Below are 20938 nucleotides of genomic sequence, written 5' to 3'. Positions count from 1 at the left end.
CAGATGGGACTGTTCAAACGTCTACTTGAAAAACTGGGCCTGCGCGAGCCGCCCTCCCTCAGCGCCGAGGAGGTGATAGCGGCGGAGCGCAGGCTGATCGAGAAGAACCTGGCCAGGCAGTTCGATTCAAAGTATCAGGCCTACCTGGATACCGATTACCGCGACTTCGTGGACAACCGGTACGGCGACCATGTGCGCCAACACTACACCTACATGAAGCCCGAGGATTACCCCCACAAGCAGCGCCCCTGGTACGGCCTGGCACTGTCGGGCGGCGGGATTCGCTCGGCGTCCTTTGCCATCGGTGTGATTCAGGCACTGCGCAACCGCTACCTCGTCGAGGGCAAGCCGACGCTGTTCGACAAGCTCGCGTACCTCTCGACGGTCTCCGGCGGCGGCTACACCGGCGCAGCCCTGAGCTGGTACCAGAAAATGTTCGGCATCTTTCCGTTCGGCGAGATCGACAGTTACGCCGGCAGCAAACACAGCACCGCGCCCGGCAACCGGATACTCAGCTATATCCGCCAGCACGGCAAGTACCTCACGCCGGCACAGCTGGGCATCGCATCCCTGGCAGGCTCGGTTCTGCTCAGCGTGATTCACTCGGTGGTGGCCTACACCCTGCTGATCAGCCTGACGATGCTGTTTCTGTCGGTCGTGCTGACCACAGGCGCACTCGACCCGCTGCTCAACTTCACCGCGATAAACACCGGCAGCGTCGAAGCCCTGCTCGGAGACATCCCCCAGACGCTTTTCGTACTGGAAGAAGAGCACAGGCAAGTCTTGCCCCACCGGGTGGAATTTTCCGTCTTCTTTCTGCTCGCCGCTACCGGCCTGACCGGCCTGTTTCTGCTCACCGTGTTCGGCTATGCCCTGAGCAGCGTGTTCCAGACACTTTTTTCCCGCGCCTACTGTTATCGGGTCAGCATACAGCGCAGCCTTGGGCTGCTGTTAAAGGGTATCGCCGCCTCGCTGTTTTTTGCCGCTGTCCCGCTGGCCGCCCTGCTGATCTTTGGTGCCACCCTGGATTTCAACGACCAGGGTCTGTACAGCTCCATGATCTCGGGCCTGGCTGGCATCCTGCTGTCCATCCGCCAGTTCCGCATGAACACCGAAGCCGGCAATGAAAAACGCAGCAGCCAGGGCGGGCTCACCCGTTGTCTTACCGTTGTCAGTACCCTGGCATTTATTTTCTTCATCTTTCTGGCGGCCTATATCCTGGCCGAGAGCATTCACAGACTGGTGCGTGGTGATGCCGACTCCTACTGGCCACTGCTGTTCACCCTCGCCGCGCTAATCATCCCGTTTTTCGTCAATATCAACCAGGTCTCCCCCCACAAGATGTACCGCGACCGCCTGATGGAAACCTTCCTCAAGGCGCCCGGCGTCGAGCCCACCGCGCCCCTGTGCCAGCGCGGCGCCAGGGCCAACACCACCACCCTCAGCGATATCGCTGACGCAACCCATGCCTCGCCCTACCACCTGATCAACTGCAACATCATCCTCAACAATGCCGTCACGCCCCGCTACCGCGGCCGCCTGGGAGACAGTTTCCTGCTCTCGTCACTCTACTGCGGCAGTGACGCCACCCGCTACAGCGACACCCGTCACTTTGCCGGCGGCAACATGACCCTGGCCAGCGCCATGTCGATTTCCGGCGCCGCCGAAAACCCCCATTCCGGCGTCTCCGGCGCCGGCAGCAGCACCAATCCGTTCATGTCCTTTATCCTCACCTTTCTGGGCCTGCGCCTGGGGTACTGGGCCTACAACCCCTCCACACCGCTGCATGGGCTGCGCAAAATCATGCGGCCCAACTATTTCTTCCCGGGACTGCGCAGCCTGCTTAACTTCGGTCACGCCGAAGACAGCCTGATGGTTGAACTGTCCGATGGCGGCCATTTCGACAATACCGGCCTGTACGAACTGGTGCGCAGGCGCACACCGGTGATCATACTGTCGGACGGCGGCGCCGATCCGGACGCCACCTTCGACGACTTTGGCAACGCCATCGAGCGTATCCGCGTGGACTTTGGCATTTCCATTCGCTTTCACGACCCCGCGTTTGACCTCTCGGGCCTGCTTCCCGGCAGCAGCGCTGCCAGCAGCGAAAAGAGCGACCGGATGTATGACGACAAGTACCAGCTGTCACAGCGCGGCTTCGCCATCGGCGATATCGTCTACCCTGACGCCGGTGAGCAAAAGGCCTTTGTCGGCCGCTTCGTCTATATCAAGGCCTCCCTGACGCGCAACCTGCCCGGCGATCTCTATGCCTACAAGCTGGCCAACCCGAGTTACCCGAACCAGCCCACCGTCGACCAGTTCTTCGATGAACGCCAGTTCGAAGCCTATCGTGAATTAGGGTATCAGCTCACCCGCCAGATGATTGCCAACGAGGCCGCCATGGAACTGCTGCCCTAAGGCGTTCCGCGACGAGCGCCCGTTCGAACACTCAGGCCGCGAACTCGGTTACCCGCTCACCCGCCAGATGATTGCCAACGAGGTCGCCATGGAACTGCTGCCCTGAGGCGTTCCGCGACGAGCGCCAGTTCGAACACTCAGGCCGCGAACTCGGTTACCCGCTCACCCGCCAGATGATTGCCAACGAGGTCGCCATGGAACTGCTGCCCTGAGGCGTTCCGCGACGAGCGCCAGTTCGAACACTCAGGCCGCGAACTCGGTTACCCGCTCACCCGCCAGATGATTGCCAACGAGGCCGCCATGGAACTGCTGCCCTAAGGCGTTCCGCGACGAGCGCCCGTTCGAACACTCAGGCCGCGAACTCGGTTACCCGCTCACCCGCCAGATGATTGCCAACGAGGTCGCCATGGAACTGCTGCCCTGAGGCGTTCCGCGACGAGCGCCAGTTCGAACACTCAGGCCGCGAACTCGGTTACCCGCTCACCCGCCAGATGATTGCCAACGAGGTCGCCATGGAACTGCTGCCCTGAGGCGTTCCGCGACGAGCGCCAGTTCGAACACTCAGGCCGCGAACTCGGTTACCCGCTCACCCGCCAGATGATTGCCAACGAGGCCGCCATGGAACTGCTGCCCTAAGGCGTTCCGCGACGAGCGCCCGTTCGAACACTCAGGCCGCGAACTCGGTTACCCGCTCACCCGCCAGATGATTGCCAACGAGGTCGCCATGGAAATGCTGCCCTGAGGCGTTCCGCGACGAGCGCCAGTTCGAACACTCAGGCCGCGAACTCGGTTACCCGCTCACCCGCCAGATGATTGCCAACGAGGCCGCCATGGAACTGCTGCCCTGAGGCGTTCCGCGACGAGCGCCAGTTCGAACACTCAGGCCGCGAACTCGGTTACCCGCTCACCCGCCAGATGATTGCCAACGAGGCCGCCATGGAACTGTTGCCCTGAGGTGTTCCTCGACGAACGCCAGTTCGAACACTCAGGCCGCGAACTCGGTTACCCGCTCACCCGCCAGATGATTGCCATGGAATTGCTGACCTGAAGCTGCAAATTGAAACAACGAAAAAGGCCACGCACCGAGGTGCGGGGCCTTTTTTGCAAGCCTAATACCTTATCCCTCGCTCAGGCCGCATCCCGTGACGTCGCCACAGGCTCACGTATCAGGTAATCGAAAGCACCAAGGGCAGCGGTGGCACCACTGCCCATGGAAATAACGATCTGCTTGAATGGCACCGTGGTGACATCACCGGCGGCAAAGACACCCCGCACCGAGGTTTCGCCCCGGCTGCCGATTTCGATCTCGCCCTGGGGGCTCAATCCGATATCACCCTTGAGCCATTCGGTATTGGGTACCAGGCCGATCTGCACGAAGATGCCTGCCAGTGCCAGGTCCCGGCTTTCACCCGAAGCGCGTTCGGTGTAACGCAGGCCCGTCACCCTCTTGCCATCACCGAGCACCTCGGTCGTTTGCGCCTGGGTAATGATACGGATATTGCCCATGGAACGCGCCTTGCGCTGCAGTACTTCATCGGCCCGCAGTTCGGCGCCAAATTCCAGCACCGTCACCTCGGCCACGATACCCGCCAGATCGATGGCGGCTTCAATACCGGAGTTGCCGCCGCCCACAACGGCAACGGATTTACCCTTGAACAGCGGACCATCACAGTGCGGACAGTAGGCCACGCCCTTGCCACGGTATTCCTGCTCGCCGGGCACATTGAGCTCGCGCCAGCGGGCACCGGTTGCCAGCACCACGGAACGGCTTTTCAGCACGGCGCCGTTTTCGAGTTCGATTTCGACCAGCTCGCCCCGGCTCAGGCGACGCGCCTTCTGGCCGTTCATCAGGTCGACATCGTAATCCAGCACATGCTGTTCAAGCCCGGCCACGAGCTTCGGGCCTTCGGTGGATTTGACCGAAATAAAGTTCTCGACCCCCACCGTATCCATCACCTGGCCGCCGAAGCGGTCGGCCACCAGCCCGGTACGGATGCCCTTGCGTGCGGCATAGATGGCAGCGGCGGCACCGGCGGGGCCTGCACCGACCACCAGCAGGTCATAGGGTGCCTTGTCGGCCAGCTGGCGGGCATCACGTTCGGCTGCGCCGGTATCGACCTTGCTTACAATCTCGGCCAGTGTCATGCGTCCCTGGCCAAAGAGTTCGCCGTTGAGATACACCGAGGGCACCGCCAGCACGTTGCGTTCATTCACTTCCTGCTGGAACAGAGCGCCATCGATCATTACATGGCTGATATTCGGATTGAGCGTCGCCATCAGGTTCAGCGCCTGAACCACATCGGGGCAGTTCTGGCATGACAGCGATATGTAAGTCTCAAAATGGTACTTGCCTGGCAGGTTGCGGATCTGCTCCTGCAGTGCGGGATCAGCCTTGGACGGATGCCCGCCGGCCTGCAGCAGCGCCAGCACCAGGGAGCTAAACTCGTGTCCCATGGGGACACCGGCAAACTCGACCCGGGCAGACTCGGCAGCGGGTGCGATCCCAAGGCTTGGCTTGCGGGCCGAGTTGCTGGCAGCCTCGCTCACGCGGACCTTGTCTGACAGCGCTTCGATATCCCGCGCCAGCGCATGGAGTTCCTGCGCCTTGGCACTGTCATCGAGCGCCAGACTGAGCTCAACCGGGTTAACTATGTTTTGCAGATAGGCGGCTAACTGTTGCTTCAGGTTCGCATCCAGCATGGGAAACTCCTTCCGGGCAGACGTTGACAACGCCGGTCTGTATCCCGTGTACAGGGTACAGACCGGACATTCAGTTCACTTAGATTTTGCCAACCAGGTCCAGAGACGGCGCCAGTGTCGCTTCGCCTTCCTTCCATTTTGCCGGGCAGACTTCACCCGGGTGAGCCGCCACGTACTGGGCAGCCTTGACCTTGCGCAGCAGCTCGCTGGCATCACGACCGATACCGCCGGCGCTGATTTCAACGATCTGGATTTTGCCTTCCGGGTCGATAACGAAGGTGCCACGCTCGGCCAGGCCCGCTTCCTCGATCATCACGCCAAAATTGCGGGTGATGGTGCCGGTCGGGTCACCGATCATCGGGTACTGGATCTTGCCGATGGTTTCAGACGTGTCATGCCACGCCTTGTGGGTGAAGTGGGTGTCGGTGGAGACCGAGTACACCTCGACGTTGCGGGATTTCAGCTCGTCATACTGATCGGCCAGGTCACCCAGTTCCGTTGGGCAGACAAAGGTGAAGTCAGCCGGGTAGAAGAAAACGATGGACCACTTGCCTTTCAGATCGGCGTCGGATACTTCAATGAATTCACCGTTGTGAAAAGCAGAGGCGTTGAACGGCTTGATTTCGGTATTGATCAGGGACTGCGACATGGTTGGCTCCTTGGGTTTGACGAGATGTCTGAACACAGGAGCCATGGTAGCGACGGCGAATTTAAAGGTTAAATTAATTAAATATAGCGCTCCGATTAAAAAATACTATCGAAATTAAAACAGTACCCACTGCAGCCTTAATCACGCCCGGCCAGCAAATCCGGATATTTTCGCAGCGCCGCCCGCAACTGATGATAGGTGAGCCCCAGCGCTTGCGCGGCACGACGCTGGTTAAACTGTGCCGCTACCAGCGCCTGGCGGATCAGGCCCTGCTCGAACCGGGCCACCCGGGCACGCAGGCCGACGATTTCCTCCTCGCTATCGGGCCCAGCGCCTGATCCACCGGTTCCCTGCACCAGCGCAGCGGGCGCTGCATTCTGCACCGCGCACCAGGGTGTCGTGAAGGGGTCTAGAACGATATCGCACACCGGCTCTGTCGGGTTGGCATTGCGGTAAATGCTGCGCTCCACCACGTTTTTCAGCTCGCGTACGTTCCCCGGCCAGTCGTACTGCAGCAACTGCGCCTGGGCATCGGCCGCAAAGCCCGGGAACCAGTCATAGTTCAGTTCACGACACATGCGCCTGGCGAAGTGCTCGGCGAGCTCCAGGATATCGTCACGGCGATAGCGCAGTGGCGGCAGGTTCACCACATCAAAAGCCAGGCGATCCAGCAGGTCGGCGCGAAAGCGGCCGTCGGCCACGGCCCCTGGCAGATCTTCATTGGTGGCCGCCACCACCCGCACGTCCACCTGCAGCGTGCGGCTGCCCCCCAGGCGCTCGAAACGGCCATACTCGATAATGCGCAGCAGCTTTTCCTGCACCCGCACCGAAGCGGTCGACAGCTCATCGAGGAAAAGCGTGCCCCCTTCTGCCCGCTCGAACAGCCCTGCGCGGGCCCGCACGGCGCCGGTAAAGGCGCCGGCTTCGTGACCAAACAGCTCGGACTCCAGCAGCGATTCGCTCATGGCCGCGCAGTTGACCTGCAGGTAGGGTTGCTGCCAGCGCCCCGACAGGTAGTGCAACCGCGCCGCTATCAGCTCCTTCCCCGTTCCCCGCTCGCCAATCACCAGCACCGGCCGGTTCAGCGGTGCAACCCGAGATACCTGGCTCAGTACCCGGTGAAACAGATCGGAGCTGCCAATCAGCGCTGGCATGGATTCAGCCATGTTATATCGCCATATTCACCATTAATGTAACCAAATTAGCCAATAGTTGGCCCAATTAGCCAACAAAATAAACAACCTGTCGTTAGAAAAGTAGCCAGGACAGCATAAACTCCTCTTTATTCAGCCACTTAAATAATCCTGGCACGGCAGTCGCTATAGCTTGTACGAAACCAACAACCGGGAGCCACGCATCATGGGTATCTTTTCACGCTTTGGTGACATCATTAACGCCAACATCACGGCGCTGCTCGACCGCGCCGAGGACCCGGCCAAAATGATCCGCATGATGATTCAGGAAATGGAAGACACCCTGGTGGAAGTGCGCACCACCTCCGCCCGGGTGATCGCCGATCGCAAGTCGCTGCAGCGCCGCCAGGAACACCTGGCGGATGAAGCCGCCGAGTGGGAGCGCAAGGCGCGTCTCGCCATCGAGAAGGGGCGCGAAGACCTGGCTCGGGCTGCCCTGGGTGAGCAGCAGGCCGTCGAAAATGCCCTGCAGCTGGCCCAGCGGGAACTCGGCGCCATCGAAGAGCAACTGGCCATCCTGCACGAGGAAATCGGCCAACTGCAGCAGAAACTGGACGATGCCAAGGCCAAGCAGAAGTCGCTGCAGGTGCGTGACCAAACCAGCCGCTCCCGCATGGATATCCGCAACGCCAGCAACCGTGACAAGCTCGAAGATGCCTTTCGCAAATTCGAGGCATACGAAAGACGCATGGACAACATGGAAGCGGAAATCGAGTCCCAGGACCTGGGCCGCAACCCCAATCTGAACGAACAGTTCGAGGATCTTGAGCGCAACGAGCAGGTTGAAGATGCCCTGGCCGCATTGAAAGCACGAATGAAGTCCGCCAAGCGAGGCCAGGACTGATGTCTACAATGGTGTTTTTCTTCGTGCCGACGGTGATCTTTCTCGCCGTCGTCGTGCCGATGTGGCTGATACTGCATTACTGGACCCGCGCGCGTCTCAACAAGGGCATGTCGAGCGATGAACGTGAGCAACTGGAAGAAACCCTCGCCCTGGCCGAGCGCCTGGAGCAGCGTGTGCAGACGCTCGAAACCATCCTGGACAGCGAGCACACCGGCTGGCGTACCCGCCGGGACGACGACCGCTGAGCCACCGACCAGGATCGCGATACTGAACACAAGGAGACCCGCATGAATCACGCAACCAAGCGCAATGGCTACAATCGCAACCTCTACCGCAGTGCCGACAAGGGCTGGCTCGGCGGCGTCTGTGCAGGCCTGGCCGAAAGCTATGGCCAGCCGGTATGGCTGGCCCGCATTATTTTCCTGACCCTGTTCCTGTTCAGCGGCAGCCTGGCTGTACTGCTTTACCTGGCGGGCATCTTCCTGCTGGATCGCCGCCAAGGCCCCGCCGTGCGGGAAAGCGCCCGCAAGCCGAGCTTCGACTACGGTACACCGATGAGCGCACGCCTGCGTCAGCTGAATGAGCGCATGCAGGCGGTGGATCGCCGGCTGCAGTCGATGGAGCGCTACGTCACCTCGAGTCGCTACCGCTTTAACAAGGAATTCAAGGATTTGTAGTGCAGCCAGCACCTTCGGGTATCATAAACCCCCTTTCCAGCCCGAAGGAGCCGCCGGCATGGACCCGACACCGCAACCGTCCGACCCAGGCATCAACACCACCACGGCCGCCGGCGATGCAGTCACGGTGGTGATTTCAAGGCGCATCAAGCCCGGCAAGGAAAAGGCGTTCGAACAGCTCAACAGCGCCATCAGCGAGGAAGCCGTGCACTTTCCCGGTTTTCTCGGCTCGACCCTGTTCCGCCCCGCCAGCAGCGCCGACCCCGAATACCGTATCGTGTTCAAGTTTCGCAGCCACGAAGACCTCGAGCGCTGGCAGCAGTCTGCGCAGCGCAACCAGTACCTGGATGCGATCGAAGACTGCCTCGATGCCCCGGACTCTACCCAGGTACTGTCCGGGCTTGTGGCCTGGTTTTCCCTGCCGGGCCAGAACCCGGTGAAACCGCCCCCCAAATACAAGATGGCGGTGGTGGCCTGGCTGGCGATCTTTCCGCTGATCACCCTGGTCAGCTGGCTGCTTGGCGACGCGCTCAGCCATATCCCGCTGCTGCCGCGCACCCTGCTGATGACCATCCCGATAACCCTGCTGATGACCTATGTGCTGATGCCGGCGCTGACCAAACTGCTGGCATTCTGGCTCTTCCCCAAACGGGATAAAGACGAGCGCTAAAGGCTGATCAGCCGAGCGGCGCCAGCGCACGCTGAATCAGCGTTGCAAGATCGCCGATCATGGGAATACTCTGCTGCCTGAGCGCAGGCTGCAGCACGCCCTCGCGGCAGAGCGCACGCAGCATGAAGCGCTGCTGCGCATCGAGGTTCACCGACTGCGCCTGCAGCACCCGATCACACCAGCGCTCCAAACCCTCCTCAAAGGCACTGAACAGCGCCCGCGACTCCGGCTCCATCTTGTGCTGCTCCCCCAGCATGATGCGATAGATGGCCAGCATCTGCGGCTGCGCCGCCAACTGGGCGAAACCGGCCGGAATCAGCTCAAACCAGCCTGTCGCCTCTATATCAAGCCTTGCCCGCTGCTCCTGGGAAGCTGCAATAGCCTGTTCCAGCATGGCCTGCCACAGCGCCTGCTTGCTGGGAAAATGGCTATAGACCGTGGGCTTGGATACCCCGGCGCTCTGAACCACCAGGTCAATGGTCGTGCCCTGGTAGCCACGCTCGCAAAACAGGCGCTGCGCCGTATCCAGAATCAGCTGCTTTTTGGAAGGTCGGCCCCGGGCCATGATCAGATCCTTAAAATATCGTTGACTGCAGCAAATTTTACTATTATTTTAACTAAACGGTATAGTTAATAAATTAAGGTGCGTCATGCAAAGTGACAACGGTTTCTTCGGCCGCTTTGGCGGTAGTTACATCCCCGAAATACTCCACGCCAGCCAGCAGGCTTTGCTTGCGAGCTGGGGTGAAGCCTCCGTCGATGCCGACTTCCTGGCCGACGTTGATCGGGAAATGCAGCAATACTCGGGCCGGCCGACACCTCTGACGCCCTGCCCCAACCTCACCCGGCAGCTCGGCGGTGCCCAAGTGTTCCTCAAGCGCGAGGATCTGAACCACAGCGGCGCCCACAAGATGAACAACGTTATCGGCCAGGGCCTGCTGGTCAAGCGCATGGGTAAAAAGCGCATCATCGCCGAAACCGGTGCCGGCCAGCACGGCGTGGCCTCGGCGCTGATCGCCGCCCGCCTGGGACTTGAGTGCACCATCTACATGGGAGCCAAGGACATTGAACGCCAGTACCCCAACGTGTTCTGGATGAAGCAATTGGGCGCTACCGTGGTGCCCGTCACCAGCGGCGGCCAGACGCTGCGCGATGCGCTGGACGAGGCGCTGCGCGACTGGTCGGCCGACCCCGCCGGCAGCCATTACCTGCTGGGCACCGCCTGCGGCTGTGCGCCCTATCCCGAGATGGTGGCGGAGTTTCAATCGGTGATTGGCCGTGAAGTGCGCGCCCAGAGTCTGCAGCAGTTCGGTGCCCTGCCGGACGCCATTTACGCCTGCGTGGGCGGCGGCAGCAACGCCGCCGGCATCATGCTGCCCTTTATTGATGATACGACAGTGGAACTGGTTGGCGTTGAGGCCGGGGGCCGGGGGCCGGCACCGGGCGATCATTCGGTGCGACTGTCGGATAACCTGGGCAGCCCCGGCATCGCCCAGGGATTTGCCACCATGTTCCTGCAGGATGACCAGGGCCAGCTGATGGAAACACACTCCATTGCCGCAGGGCTGGACTATGTGGGCGTGTCGCCGATTCTGGCGCACCTGAGCGAAACCGGCCGAGTGCGCATGACGGCGGCGAATGATGACGAGGTTATGCAGGCCTTCCAGACCCTGCTGCGCTGCGAGGGCATTATTCCGGCGCTGGAGTCGTCCCATGCCCTGGCCGGTGCTTTGCGGGATATTCCCGCCATGTCGGCGGACAAAAAGGTCGTTATCAATATTTCAGGGCGCGGCGACAAGGATATATTCAATGTCGCCAGTGCGGTGAAAGATGCCGAATTCGGCCCCTTCCTGCAGCGCTACCTTGAACGGGAATCCCAGGCATGAACAGTACAGGCATAAGCAGTAAAGGAATGAGTCGCACAGGCATGAGCCCGCTTCAGACATTTATCGAGCAGCAGCGTAAAGACAAGCCCATCCTGCTGATGACCCACGTCGTGTACGGTTACCCCTCAATCGACGAGAGCCTGGCACTGATGCGCGACCTGCTGGCTGAGGGGGTCGAACTGCTGGAAGTGCAGTTCCCCTTCACGGATCCGTCGGCCGATGGCCCCTCGATCCTGCATGCCTGTCACCAGGCGCTGACCCAGCGGCCCACACTGGCGCGCTGCCTGGAGGATATTGCCCAGCTCGCGCATGACTTCCCGGCCAGCCGCATCCTGCTGATGAGTTACCTCAACCCGCTGTATCGCTACGGTCTGGAGCGCCTGCCCACCGATGCAGCGGCGGCCGGTATCGCCGGTTTTATCATCCCCGACCTGCCACTGGAGCTGGCCGATGAATTTCGCCACAGTTGCATGCAAGCCAGGATCGAACCCGTCTGGATGCTCACACCGGAAACGCCCGCGGCCCGCATGCAGCAGATCTGCTCTGCGGCCAGCGGCATGCTCTACTGCGTCAGCCGGCGAGGCGTAACCGGTGGCAACAACGCCCGAAGTCAGCACCCGGAACAGAGCCCAATGTTGCCACTGGAGGACTACCTCGCCGCGATCCGCGCCAACACCGCCCTGCCCCTTGCGGTCGGCTTTGGCATCAGAACCGGCGCCCAGGTGCAGGCCTTGCACGGTCAGGCCGATACCGCCGTAGTGGGCTCGGGCCTGCTGGATGTCTTTAACCAGGGGGGCGCCGCGGCCGTCGTTGCGCTGGTCCGTTCCCTGCGCAGCTGAGGCGCCGATTGCTGCCAGCGAGGGCGTGCAGCAGCTACGAGGGCAGCAGCAATTCGGGCAGGCGATTGAGCGCTTCGATACGCCGCCCGTCCCAGGGATGGGCAAAGCTGATGCGCAGGCAGTTGCGGAACTGCCCTGACACCGAGAACAGCGGGCCCGGCGTGATTACCAGGCCCTGCTCCAGCGCCCGCGGGTAGGCGCCAAGCGTATCGGCCGGCTCCGGCAGCTCAAGCCAGACCGCCAGGCCACCCTGGGGCGTACTGACACGGATCTCGCCGGGCCAGTCGTGCAGGGATGCAATCAGCCGGTCCCGCCGGCTGCGCAGTTCACTACGTTGCCGGCGCAGGTGTGCGGCAAAACTACCGTCCGCCATAAACTCGGCAACACCCCGCTGCAGGTAGCGGCTGCTGGCCAGCTGCGTGACCAGCTTGAGGTGCAGGATGCGTTCGTGCCAGCGGCCCCCTGCGATCCAGCCCAGGCGCAGATCCCGCGACAGCGCCTTGGAAAAGGAGCTGCACAGAATCACCCGCTCGCCTGTATCCAGCGCCTTGAGCGGGTCGGGCACCTGCACAAAGGCTGTATCGGCATAGATATCGTCCTCGATAATCGCCAGATCGAACTGTTCGGCCAGCGCCAGCAGGCGCTGGCGCGCCGCCGGCGGCATCAGCGCACCGCTGGGCGTCGCAAAGGCAGGCGATACCACGCAGGCCCTGATATCCCAGCGTTGCAGTACCCGCTCCAGGGCATCGATATCGAGCCCGGTCTCACTGGACGTCGGCACCTCGATGACCTGCAGCTCCAGCTGTTCGAGCAGCTGCAGCACGCCATAAAACCCCGGTGACTCCACCGCCACCACGTCGCCTTTGCGACAGCAGGCCATGAGCGCCAGAAAGAGCGCATGCTGGCACCCCGACGTGACGCAAAGCTGCTCGGGCTGCACCTGCCAGCCGCGCCGGGCACCGTGCAGCGCCAGCTGTTCGCGCAGCGCCATTTCACCGGCCGGCGCATCATAATACTGATGATCGTCGCCCTTCTGGCGGCGCAGCGCACGGCCAATGGCACGGTTCAGCGCCACTATGCCCGGCGGCAGATCGCCGGCATGCAGATCCGGCAGCAGGTCAAAGGCAGCGCCACGACGCATGATATCCAGAAACAGCTCGCTCACCGTCACCGGGCGCGGTGCCTCGATGCGGGCCAGGTTACGCGGCGCCCTGGCCGCACGGGGCTGCAGCGCCACAAAGTAGCCGGCCTTGGGCCGCGCCTCGACAAGCCCCTGGGCTTCGAGGCGCTGCAGCGCGTGCTGCACCGTCGCCTTCGACACCCCCTGCTGCTCGCAGAGGGCACGGATCGATGGCAGCCTCTCGCCCAGACGCCAGCGCTGCTCGGCAATGGCCTGCAGCAGCCAGTTTTCCAGCTGCTGGTAGCGATACTCCGTCTGGATCACCTGCACCTCTCCTTTACGCCCCATGCCGATACAAAAAATCAGCCCGGTGGACGAGACCCCAATCTGTACCCATTAAATTTAATTTTTTTATACCTGATCCTATTCAATACACAAGGGTAATCTGCAGCCCATTCGAAATATGCGGACGCCAGCCATGGAAAAAATCGCCGTTGTACAAGACTGCACACCGCCCTTTGCCCAGGACGGCAAGTTTCACGTGCGCCTCACCGAGGGCCGGTTTCAGAACTGGCGTAGGCTCAGTACCTGGCCGCTGATCGCGCTCTTCTTCGGCCTGGTGTGGGTGCAGGTCGACGGCCAGCCCTGGCTGCTGTTTTCCTTCGAACAGCACCGCATTATTCTGTTTGGCAAGGCGCTGTCCTGGCACGACCTGCCATTGCTGGCCGGCCTGATGATTGTCGGCGCCAGCCTGCTGTTTTTCCTCGCCGTGGCCTGGGGCCGCGTCTGGTGCGGTTTTGCCTGCCCGCAGAGTATCTGGACCTGGCTTTTTATCCGCATCGAGCAGCTCACCGAAGGCCGGGCCAATGTGCGCGCCCGCAAGGACAGCCAGCCCATGGGACTTTCCCGCCTGCTGCGGCGCATCACCAAGCACGGGCTCTGGCTATTGCTTGCCACCGCCACCGCCGTCACCTTTACCGGCTACTTCGTACCCGTTCGCGAGATCCTGGCCAGTGCCATGCACTGGGACATGTCACCGGCACTCTGGGGTTGGCTGCTGATCATGGCCGCGCTGACCTACGCCAATGCCGGCCTGGTACGCGAGAAGATCTGCCTGCATGCCTGCCCGTACTCCCGCTTTCAGGGCGTGATGTTTGACCAGGACACCCGCACGGTCAGCTATGATGCGAGCCGCGGCGAACCCCGTGCCCAGCGCCGCAATGCCGGGGCCGACAGTGGTGATTGCGTCGATTGCGGCCTCTGTGTCCAGGTCTGCCCGACCGGCATCGACATCCGCGACGGCCTGCAGGCCGCCTGTATCGACTGCGCCGCCTGTATCGATGCCTGTGATGAAGTCATGGATACGCTCAAGCGACCGCGGGGCCTGGTGCGTTTTGCCTCCCAGGCGCAACTGGCCGGCCAGCCCTCGCCGCTCAGGCGGCCGCTACTGGCCTGTTACGGCGCCGTGCTGCTGGGCTCCATCACGGCCGTCGGCTGGGGTTTCACCGGCACCACCGACCTGCTGGTCGACATACGCCGTGACCGTGGCAGCCTGTTCACCCAGCTGGACGAGCACAGGGTCTGCAACAGCTATCGCATCAAGGTGGAGGGTTTTGCCAAGGGACAGTCATTGATCGCACTGGCGGTACAGGGCCCGGGCGAATTCGAGCTGTTCGGCCCGGCCCGCATTGACCTGGCCGAGAACAACGCGGTCTGGCTGCCGTACCGCGTCTGCGGCCGTGATATAGCGGCGTCACGCACCCGGCTGCTGTTCAGCTTCGAGGGTCAGGGCGTGAGTGCCTCCCAGGAGACCACCTTTTTGACCCGCGCCCTTTAGCAACTAAAGCGCTTAGCCCGGGTAGTCGCGCCTGCGCTCCCCGCTGTACAGCTGGCGCGGTCGACCAATGCGGTTGGGGCTGCTGTGGAATTCGCTCCAGTGTGAAATCCAGCCGATCGTGCGCGCCAGCGCAAAGATGACCGTGAACATGCTGGTCGGAATGCCGATGGCTTTCATGATGATGCCGGAATAGAAATCAACGTTCGGGTACAGCTTGCGCTTGATGAAGTAATCATCCTTGAGCGCTATCTGCTCCAGCCGGGTAGCGATCTTCAGCAAGGGGTCGTTTTCGATGCCAAGCTCCCGCAGTACCTGGTCACAGGCTAGCTTCAGCACCTTGGCCCTGGGGTCGAAGTTGTGATAAACGCGGTGGCCGAACCCCATCAGGCGGAAGGCATCGTCCGGGTCCTTGGCGCGCTGGATAAATTCATCGATACGGGACTCGTCGCCAATTTCCTGCAGCATGGCCAGCACGGCTTCGTTGGCCCCGCCATGGGCCGGGCCCCAGAGTGCGGCGATGCCGGATGCGATGCAGGCGAACGGATTCGCGCCGGAGGACCCCGCCAGGCGCACGGTGGAAGTCGAGGCATTCTGTTCGTGGTCCGCGTGCAGCAGGAAAATCAGGTCCATCGCCTTTGCCAGCACCGGGTTGGAGCAGTACTCCTGGCAGGGTGTGCCAAACATCATGCGCAGAAAGTTGTCGGCATAGCCCAGGTCGTTGCGCGGATACATGAAGGGCTGACCGATCGAGTACTTGTAGCACATGGCCGCCAGGGTCGGCATTTTCGCGATAAGCCGGAAAGCGCAGACCTCGCGGTGATGGGGATCATTGATGTCCAGCGAGTCGTGGTAGAAGGCCGACAGCGCGCCGACACAGGCCACCATGATCGCCATCGGATGCGCATCGCGACGAAAACCCCGAAAGAAGTAAGTGATCTGCTCGTGCACCATGGTGTGGTTCATGACGATATCGACAAACTGCTGTTTCTGCTCCACGCTCGGCAGTTCGCCGTTGAGCAACAGGTAACAGACCTCCAGGTAGTCGGATTTCTCCGCCAGCTGTTCGATCGGGTAACCCCGGTGCAGCAGCACACCCTTGTCGCCGTCGATATAGGTGATCTTCGACTCACAGGCCGCGGTAGAGACAAACCCCGGATCATAGGTAAACAAGCCCTTGCCGCTCAGCGGGCGTACATCAATCACATCCGGCCCTTCAGTACCGCAATAGACCGGCAGCTCGATAGGGTCGTCAATGCCGTCGACAAACAGTCGTGCTTTCTTGTCAGCCATGGGTATGCTCCTGAACGTAGTTAAAACGCTAACTACATAGTAGTCCGGAGTCGGCAGCGTCATGCCGGTCACGATCCGCCTGTGCGAACCCCGGTGCCATGTATTCATCGGAGCACATCTGCAATACTGGCCATTTCCGATCGATGGCCGCGGGGCACTGTGCCCTGCAAGGTATTCTGCAGATGAGAAAACGAACCTGGGCACTGGGCGTTGCCGCCCTGTCTTTACTGATAACGGGCTGCTCGGACAACGAGGTGGGCGATGTATCCCTGGGCCTGCTGACCACCAAGGACATCAAGCTCAATGTCCTGACCGACCCGCTGATTCCCGGCGTCACCTGTCATGTCGCCAGTATCGAAGCCAACCTGGATTTCTCCGACCCCAGCGACTCCTCCATTGCCTGCCGCCAGACCGGCGAGATCACCGCGGCGATGATCGCCGCCATCGACAGGTCCCCCGATGGCGATATCGTGTTCAAGAAGTCCAAGAGCATCTTTTTCAAGACCATGAAGATCCGCCGCATCTTCGATGCCGACACCCAGACGCTGATGTACCTGTCCTACTCCACCAAGGAAACCTCCGGCAGCTTCAAGCACAGCCTCTCCACCGTGCCGCTCTGGGGCACCCAGGCCTACAGACCCACGGGCACGGCGCAGTAACGAAGCACACCGGCAGGGTCTTGAACCGGGCCGGTGTTTGTGGACGGAGCCAGCTGCGCCCGACTCAGGGCAGATCGAACAGCAACGCCTGCACCGGCTGGGCTCCGGCCTGGAACGCCAGCTGCGCCAGGTGCTCAATCATGGCGCCATCGCCGGGCTTGAGCGGCGTATTGCCGATCCTCAGCTCGCCCCGGATCAGGTGGACATACTGGCGTCGCCCGGGCGCCGTTGCATGGGTCAGCGGCTGATCCGCATCCAGCAGTAGCTGGTACAGCTTCGCATCCTGGCGCAGCCTCAGGCTGCCCGCTTCGCCATCCGGGCTGAGCACCAGGGTCAGGCCATTGGCCCGGCCAAAGTCCTTTTGCTGGTAACCGGGCTTGCCGCCAAGCTGATCGGGCTCGATCCAGATCTGCAGGAAGCGCAGGCCTCTGGACTCCGAGGCGTTGAACTCGCTGTGACGAATGCCGCGGCCGGCGGACATCAGCTGGAACTCGCCGGCGGGCAGCTGCTGCACGTTGCCCTCGCTGTCCTGGTGGGCAATGACGCCATCGAGCACATAGCTGATGATTTCCATGTCCCGGTGGCCGTGGCTGCCAAAACCCGCCCCCGGCGCCACCTGGTCTTCGTTGATCACCCGCAGCGCCGAAAAGCCCATGTGCTTTGGGTCGTAATAGTCGGCAAAGGAAAAACTGTGGCGGCTGTCGAGCCAGCCGTGATTGCCCCGCCCACGGGCCTCGCTTGCACGTACCCTGATCATGCCGGTCTCCTTATTCGAATCGATTGCCGATGGCTGCATCCAGGCTGAGGCGACCCGCACCGGACAACAGCAGTGCCACCGTGCCCGCCAGCAATGCCAGACCAAACTCGTAACCGTTGTTGCTCATAAAGAGCCCGTTGCCGATATGCACCGAGAAAATCGCCACCAGCATGGTCAGCGCCAGCACCAGCGCCGCCGGGCGGGTGAGCAGTCCCAGGATCAGCGCCACACCCCCAAAGAACTCGGCACTGCCTGCCAGCAGCGCCATCAGGAAACCCGGTTCCAGGCCAATGGATGCCATCCACTGCCCGGTGCCCTCCAGGCCATAGCCACCAAACCAGCCAAACAGTTTCTGGGCACCATGGGCCACGAACAGGATGCCCAGCGGCAGACGCAGCGCCAGCCCGGACCAGTGAGTACCAGGATTGATAATGCGGTTGATCAGGCTCATGTCGCCCTCCTCGGGTTCAATAGTTCAGGGCCGCACGCTGCTGCCCTTTGTGATGGAACCACTATAGGCACCGCCAGAGGCGCAAAAAACCGGAACATTTTGAGGCAAAGGATCAGGAAATTTGAACAGTGATAAGGTCAAGAGCGTCTTCTTCAAGACCGTGAAGATCCGCCGCATCTTCGATGCCGACACCCAGACACTGATGTACCTGTCCTACTCCACCAAGGCAACGTCCGGCAGCTTCAAGCACAGCCTCCCCACGGTTCCGCCCTGGGGTACCCAGGCCTACAGACCTACGGGCACGGCACAGTAACGCCGCACACCGACCGGGCGTACTTGAACGGTCGTTCACTTTTAGCTTGACTGCCAGCCAGGCTGCAACTAGGATTAAGCCCTTACTTGAACGATCATTCAAGACAAGCGATCAATGCGCACGCTTGGCCTGCACTACCAGAGCAGGGCCCCAAGCCTCAAAGCACCTGCTGGCGCAGTCACACCACGGCTTTGGTATCTAGCGCTTGAGATTGCCCTGCTGCTTCGCCCGCGTCAGTCGGCTGAATAATCAAAAAGGAAAGGAAGGTCATGAAAAGCTTGAAAGAACACACCAGCGCCAAGGTTGAACAGATGCGCCAGTCCAAGCCTGATTTCATGCAGGGCGTTGACGACATCATTGCTCAGGCCAAAGCCTTCCAGCAAGGTGGCGATGCTATTGCGCTTAACCAAAAAGCACCCGGATTCGAACTGCCTGATCCAGAAGGCAAATTAGTTTCGCTGGTTGATCTATTGGCAAAAGGCCCCCTGGTTGTCACATTTTATCGAGGTAGCTGGTGCCCGTACTGCAACTTGCAACTTAAAGCCTTGCAAGCGCGCTTGAGCGATATTCATGCGCTGGGGGCGGAACTGGTTGCCATCAGCCCACAAATGCCTGATGGATCAATGACAAAAGACGAAATGAGTGAACTGGACTTCCTTGTATTATCTGACCAGGATGCAAAGGTCGCGTCGAAATATGGCGTTGCATGGGAAGTTCCCGAATTTCTTTTGGAACACATGCGAGTGGATCGGCAGCTAGACCTTGAAGCCATAAATAACGGCAACCGTAATATATTGCCAATTCCCGCCACATTTATCATAGGGCGGGACGGGGTTGTCACCTGGCGCTATGTTGATGTTGATTACCGAACACGCTCAGAGCCAGACGATATTATCGAGGCATTGAAAAAGTTATCTTAAACGTACGCTCTGCTTAAAGCCATCAGGGATTTCTGATCATCGCATGCGTATTGATGATACCCATGATAATGATTGACGATAGCGATATTTAACTATGATGGGTGTCAATACAGGTAGCGTTTCGCACCCGTCATTTTACTATTTAACGAATCACGATTATATCAGCTTGCAGGCCGCGTGTATCGACACCAAACGGTGCCTGAATTGCGTGCCGCCAGATAAACTTTAGCACTAGAAACAGGACTAATATAAATCCATGCCTGACACTTATAACGATATTTCTTCAGGGTCTTCAAACGATAAAAAACAACCTTCCAGAGAAGGTATCAAGCCGGCTGTCAATGCTTCACCAAATAAACCACAAGATATGCAACTCCTGTTCATGGCCGGAATTCTCGGTGCAGTGATGGGCATTGTATTTATAGTCATTCAGCCCTTCTTCGGCATGGATACATTAACAAGTCGACATGCTGCAGCATACCAGAAGCTGGGTAACTGGAATGGCACCGCTGCCATAGCCATCGCCTGGGTGGCTCATTTAGCCGTATCTGTTTTCTATGGTTTGTTGAGTGGTATCGTTATCTTGAAAACTATGCGGCTGGAGCTTGTTGCACTGTTTACCCTGGCCTTTTCATGGCTGACGACGGTCATAGCACCACCGGCCAATGCCGCTATCGTACAACTGGTTTCCTTTCAAAACATTCAATTTAGCCAGCTGCCAAGTGTAAACTTCAGCCTGGATGTAAAGTTTGTGTTGCACCTGGTATTTTTTGCCGCTATCAGCGCTACTCTGTATGTCTACGGGAAGAAGTCGGGCTGATAAGAACCTCGTTAATCCGCTGGCCACCGATATCGGCCAGCAACACCAGGCTGACGGCGAGGTCGGTAGCATCGGTGAGTGCCGAGGCCTGCAGCCGGACTTTTGAACATGGTTTTTCATTTCGGACTATTAATCTTGATCAACAGAACAATTTTGCGATCAGGTCTTCTAGTATAGGCATCACAGACTCCATCCAGGTCATATCCCGAGGCTCCCATGACTGCAAAGATCGACTACTACTTCACCTGCATATCGCCTTTTACCTTCATCGGTCACGACCTGCTGCTGAAAACCGCCGCCACCGCCGGCGCTCAGGTCAACTTTCTGCCGATACGCCTGGGGCCCGTGTTCGCACAATCCGGGGCAAAACCGCTGGGCGAACGTCCGCAAAGCCGGCGCGACTACCGCCTGGTGGAGCTCAGGCGCTGGGCGAAGAAGCGTGGACTGGCGCTGAACCTGCAACCCAAATTTTTCCCATCCGATCCGGCCCTGGCCGACAGCTGCGTGATTGCGCTGCTGGCTGCCCGGCAAGATCCGGCCGAATTCGCCGGCCGCATCATGGCCGCCTGCTGGGTCGACGACAAGCGAATCTCTGACAGCAGCGTGGTTAGCGAAAGCCTGAAAGCCTGCGGTTTTGATGCCGATGCCATTCTCGCCGCTGCCGGCTCCGACGCGACCTCTGCCACCTACGACCAGAACACCGAACAGGCCCTGGCCCAGGGCATCCTCGGCGCGCCCGCCTATGTGCTCAACGGTGAGCAATTCTGGGGCCAGGATCGCCTTGAACTGCTGGCCGATGCCCTGGCTGAAACCCTGTCCGGCAGACAGGACAGCAGGCCGGCGTAAGCCCCCTGCTGTTGCCCCGGCGCGCTGTTCCAAGCCCTGCTGCAGGTGG

21 protein-coding genes are annotated in these 20938 nt (G+C 60.5%); 13 read left to right on the top strand and 8 right to left on the bottom strand.

Features of this window, described 5'->3' with window-relative positions; genetic code table 11:
* Positions 1 to 3: 3 nt before the first annotated feature.
* Positions 4 to 2418: a patatin-like phospholipase family protein gene (locus KDW95_RS00250; RefSeq protein WP_255854216.1), complete on the top strand. Its 2415-nt coding sequence runs from the start codon at positions 4 to 6 to the stop codon at positions 2416 to 2418.
* A 1128-nt stretch (positions 2419 to 3546) separates the two neighbouring features.
* On the opposite strand, the gene ahpF is transcribed toward KDW95_RS00250, so the two are convergent.
* The 3 genes from ahpF to pspF form a co-directional block, all read right to left on the bottom strand.
* On the bottom strand, positions 3547 to 5118 hold the full coding sequence (gene ahpF / locus KDW95_RS00245; protein ID WP_255854215.1) for an alkyl hydroperoxide reductase subunit F: 1572 nt from the start codon (positions 5116 to 5118) through the stop codon (positions 3547 to 3549).
* A 79-nt stretch (positions 5119 to 5197) separates the two neighbouring features.
* Positions 5198 to 5755, bottom strand: a complete 558-nt coding sequence (gene ahpC, locus KDW95_RS00240; RefSeq protein ID WP_441813629.1) for an alkyl hydroperoxide reductase subunit C — start codon at positions 5753 to 5755, stop codon at positions 5198 to 5200.
* 149 nt (positions 5756 to 5904) lie between these two features.
* Complete coding sequence (gene pspF / locus KDW95_RS00235) at positions 5905 to 6933, bottom strand: phage shock protein operon transcriptional activator (RefSeq protein ID WP_255854213.1); 1029 nt, start codon at positions 6931 to 6933, stop codon at positions 5905 to 5907.
* Between the two features lie 193 nt (positions 6934 to 7126).
* On the opposite strand from pspF, the gene pspA reads away from it, so the two are divergent.
* From pspA to KDW95_RS00215, 4 genes are read left to right on the top strand one after another with little or no spacing between them, the layout of a single operon-like run.
* Positions 7127 to 7804: a phage shock protein PspA gene (pspA, locus tag KDW95_RS00230; protein WP_255854212.1), complete on the top strand. Its 678-nt coding sequence runs from the start codon at positions 7127 to 7129 to the stop codon at positions 7802 to 7804.
* Positions 7804 to 8049 (top strand): envelope stress response membrane protein PspB, encoded by a 246-nt coding sequence (gene pspB, locus KDW95_RS00225; protein WP_255854210.1) that lies wholly within the window; start codon positions 7804 to 7806, stop codon positions 8047 to 8049. Before pspA ends, pspB begins: the two co-directional genes overlap by 1 nt.
* A gap of 42 nt (positions 8050 to 8091) precedes the next feature.
* On the top strand, positions 8092 to 8481 hold the full coding sequence (gene pspC, locus KDW95_RS00220) for an envelope stress response membrane protein PspC (protein ID WP_255854209.1): 390 nt from the start codon (positions 8092 to 8094) through the stop codon (positions 8479 to 8481).
* A 58-nt stretch (positions 8482 to 8539) separates the two neighbouring features.
* Positions 8540 to 9151: an antibiotic biosynthesis monooxygenase gene (locus tag KDW95_RS00215; RefSeq protein ID WP_255854208.1), complete on the top strand. Its 612-nt coding sequence runs from the start codon at positions 8540 to 8542 to the stop codon at positions 9149 to 9151.
* Between the two features lie 7 nt (positions 9152 to 9158).
* Here the strand turns inward: KDW95_RS00215 and KDW95_RS00210 are convergent, their stop codons facing one another.
* Positions 9159 to 9716, bottom strand: coding sequence for a TetR/AcrR family transcriptional regulator (locus tag KDW95_RS00210; RefSeq protein ID WP_255854207.1), 558 nt, complete (start codon positions 9714 to 9716; stop codon positions 9159 to 9161).
* Positions 9717 to 9801: 85 nt separating this feature from the next.
* Here KDW95_RS00210 and trpB point away from each other — a divergent pair, with 85 nt between their 5' ends.
* Both trpB and trpA read left to right on the top strand, forming a co-directional pair.
* Positions 9802 to 11037 carry a tryptophan synthase subunit beta gene (gene trpB / locus KDW95_RS00205; RefSeq protein WP_255854206.1) on the top strand — a complete coding sequence of 412 codons (1236 nt, stop codon included), beginning with the start codon at positions 9802 to 9804 and terminating at the stop codon, positions 11035 to 11037.
* Between the two features lie 41 nt (positions 11038 to 11078).
* Positions 11079 to 11876, top strand: coding sequence for a tryptophan synthase subunit alpha (gene trpA / locus KDW95_RS00200; protein ID WP_255854205.1), 798 nt, complete (start codon positions 11079 to 11081; stop codon positions 11874 to 11876).
* A gap of 34 nt (positions 11877 to 11910) precedes the next feature.
* Here the strand turns inward: trpA and KDW95_RS00195 are convergent, their stop codons facing one another.
* On the bottom strand, positions 11911 to 13320 hold the full coding sequence (locus KDW95_RS00195) for an aminotransferase-like domain-containing protein (protein WP_255854204.1): 1410 nt from the start codon (positions 13318 to 13320) through the stop codon (positions 11911 to 11913).
* Positions 13321 to 13474: 154 nt separating this feature from the next.
* On the opposite strand from KDW95_RS00195, the gene ccoG reads away from it, so the two are divergent.
* A complete protein-coding gene (gene ccoG, locus KDW95_RS00190; protein WP_255854203.1) occupies positions 13475 to 14833 on the top strand; it encodes a cytochrome c oxidase accessory protein CcoG in 1359 nt (452 codons plus the stop codon).
* 12 nt (positions 14834 to 14845) lie between these two features.
* On the opposite strand, the gene gltA is transcribed toward ccoG, so the two are convergent.
* Positions 14846 to 16123, bottom strand: a complete 1278-nt coding sequence (gene gltA, locus KDW95_RS00185; protein WP_255854202.1) for a citrate synthase — start codon at positions 16121 to 16123, stop codon at positions 14846 to 14848.
* A 182-nt stretch (positions 16124 to 16305) separates the two neighbouring features.
* Between gltA and KDW95_RS00180 the strand changes: the two genes are divergently transcribed.
* On the top strand, positions 16306 to 16782 hold the full coding sequence (locus KDW95_RS00180) for a CreA family protein (protein WP_255854201.1): 477 nt from the start codon (positions 16306 to 16308) through the stop codon (positions 16780 to 16782).
* 64 nt (positions 16783 to 16846) lie between these two features.
* On the opposite strand, the gene KDW95_RS00175 is transcribed toward KDW95_RS00180, so the two are convergent.
* Positions 16847 to 17539 carry a pirin family protein gene (locus KDW95_RS00175; protein WP_255854200.1) on the bottom strand — a complete coding sequence of 231 codons (693 nt, stop codon included), beginning with the start codon at positions 17537 to 17539 and terminating at the stop codon, positions 16847 to 16849.
* A gap of 10 nt (positions 17540 to 17549) precedes the next feature.
* Positions 17550 to 17990: a DoxX family protein gene (locus tag KDW95_RS00170; RefSeq protein ID WP_255854199.1), complete on the bottom strand. Its 441-nt coding sequence runs from the start codon at positions 17988 to 17990 to the stop codon at positions 17550 to 17552.
* A gap of 121 nt (positions 17991 to 18111) precedes the next feature.
* Here KDW95_RS00170 and KDW95_RS00165 point away from each other — a divergent pair, with 121 nt between their 5' ends.
* From KDW95_RS00165 to KDW95_RS00150, 4 genes are all read left to right on the top strand, one after another.
* On the top strand, positions 18112 to 18303 hold the full coding sequence (locus tag KDW95_RS00165) for a CreA family protein (protein WP_370646656.1): 192 nt from the start codon (positions 18112 to 18114) through the stop codon (positions 18301 to 18303).
* Positions 18304 to 18572: 269 nt separating this feature from the next.
* Entirely contained in the window at positions 18573 to 19223 is a 651-nt protein-coding gene (locus tag KDW95_RS00160) for a peroxiredoxin-like family protein (protein ID WP_255854198.1), read from the top strand.
* A 256-nt stretch (positions 19224 to 19479) separates the two neighbouring features.
* Positions 19480 to 20043: a hypothetical protein gene (locus KDW95_RS00155; protein ID WP_255854197.1), complete on the top strand. Its 564-nt coding sequence runs from the start codon at positions 19480 to 19482 to the stop codon at positions 20041 to 20043.
* A 216-nt stretch (positions 20044 to 20259) separates the two neighbouring features.
* Complete coding sequence (locus tag KDW95_RS00150; RefSeq protein WP_255854196.1) at positions 20260 to 20889, top strand: 2-hydroxychromene-2-carboxylate isomerase; 630 nt, start codon at positions 20260 to 20262, stop codon at positions 20887 to 20889.
* The last annotated feature ends 49 nt before the right edge of the window (positions 20890 to 20938 follow it).

Source organism: Marinobacterium rhizophilum, assembly GCF_024397915.1.
GTDB classification, from domain to species: domain Bacteria; phylum Pseudomonadota; class Gammaproteobacteria; order Pseudomonadales; family Balneatricaceae; genus Marinobacterium_A; species Marinobacterium_A rhizophilum_A.
Note: the sequence above shows the minus strand (reverse complement) of the source record. Positions and strands in the feature narration are given on the sequence as shown.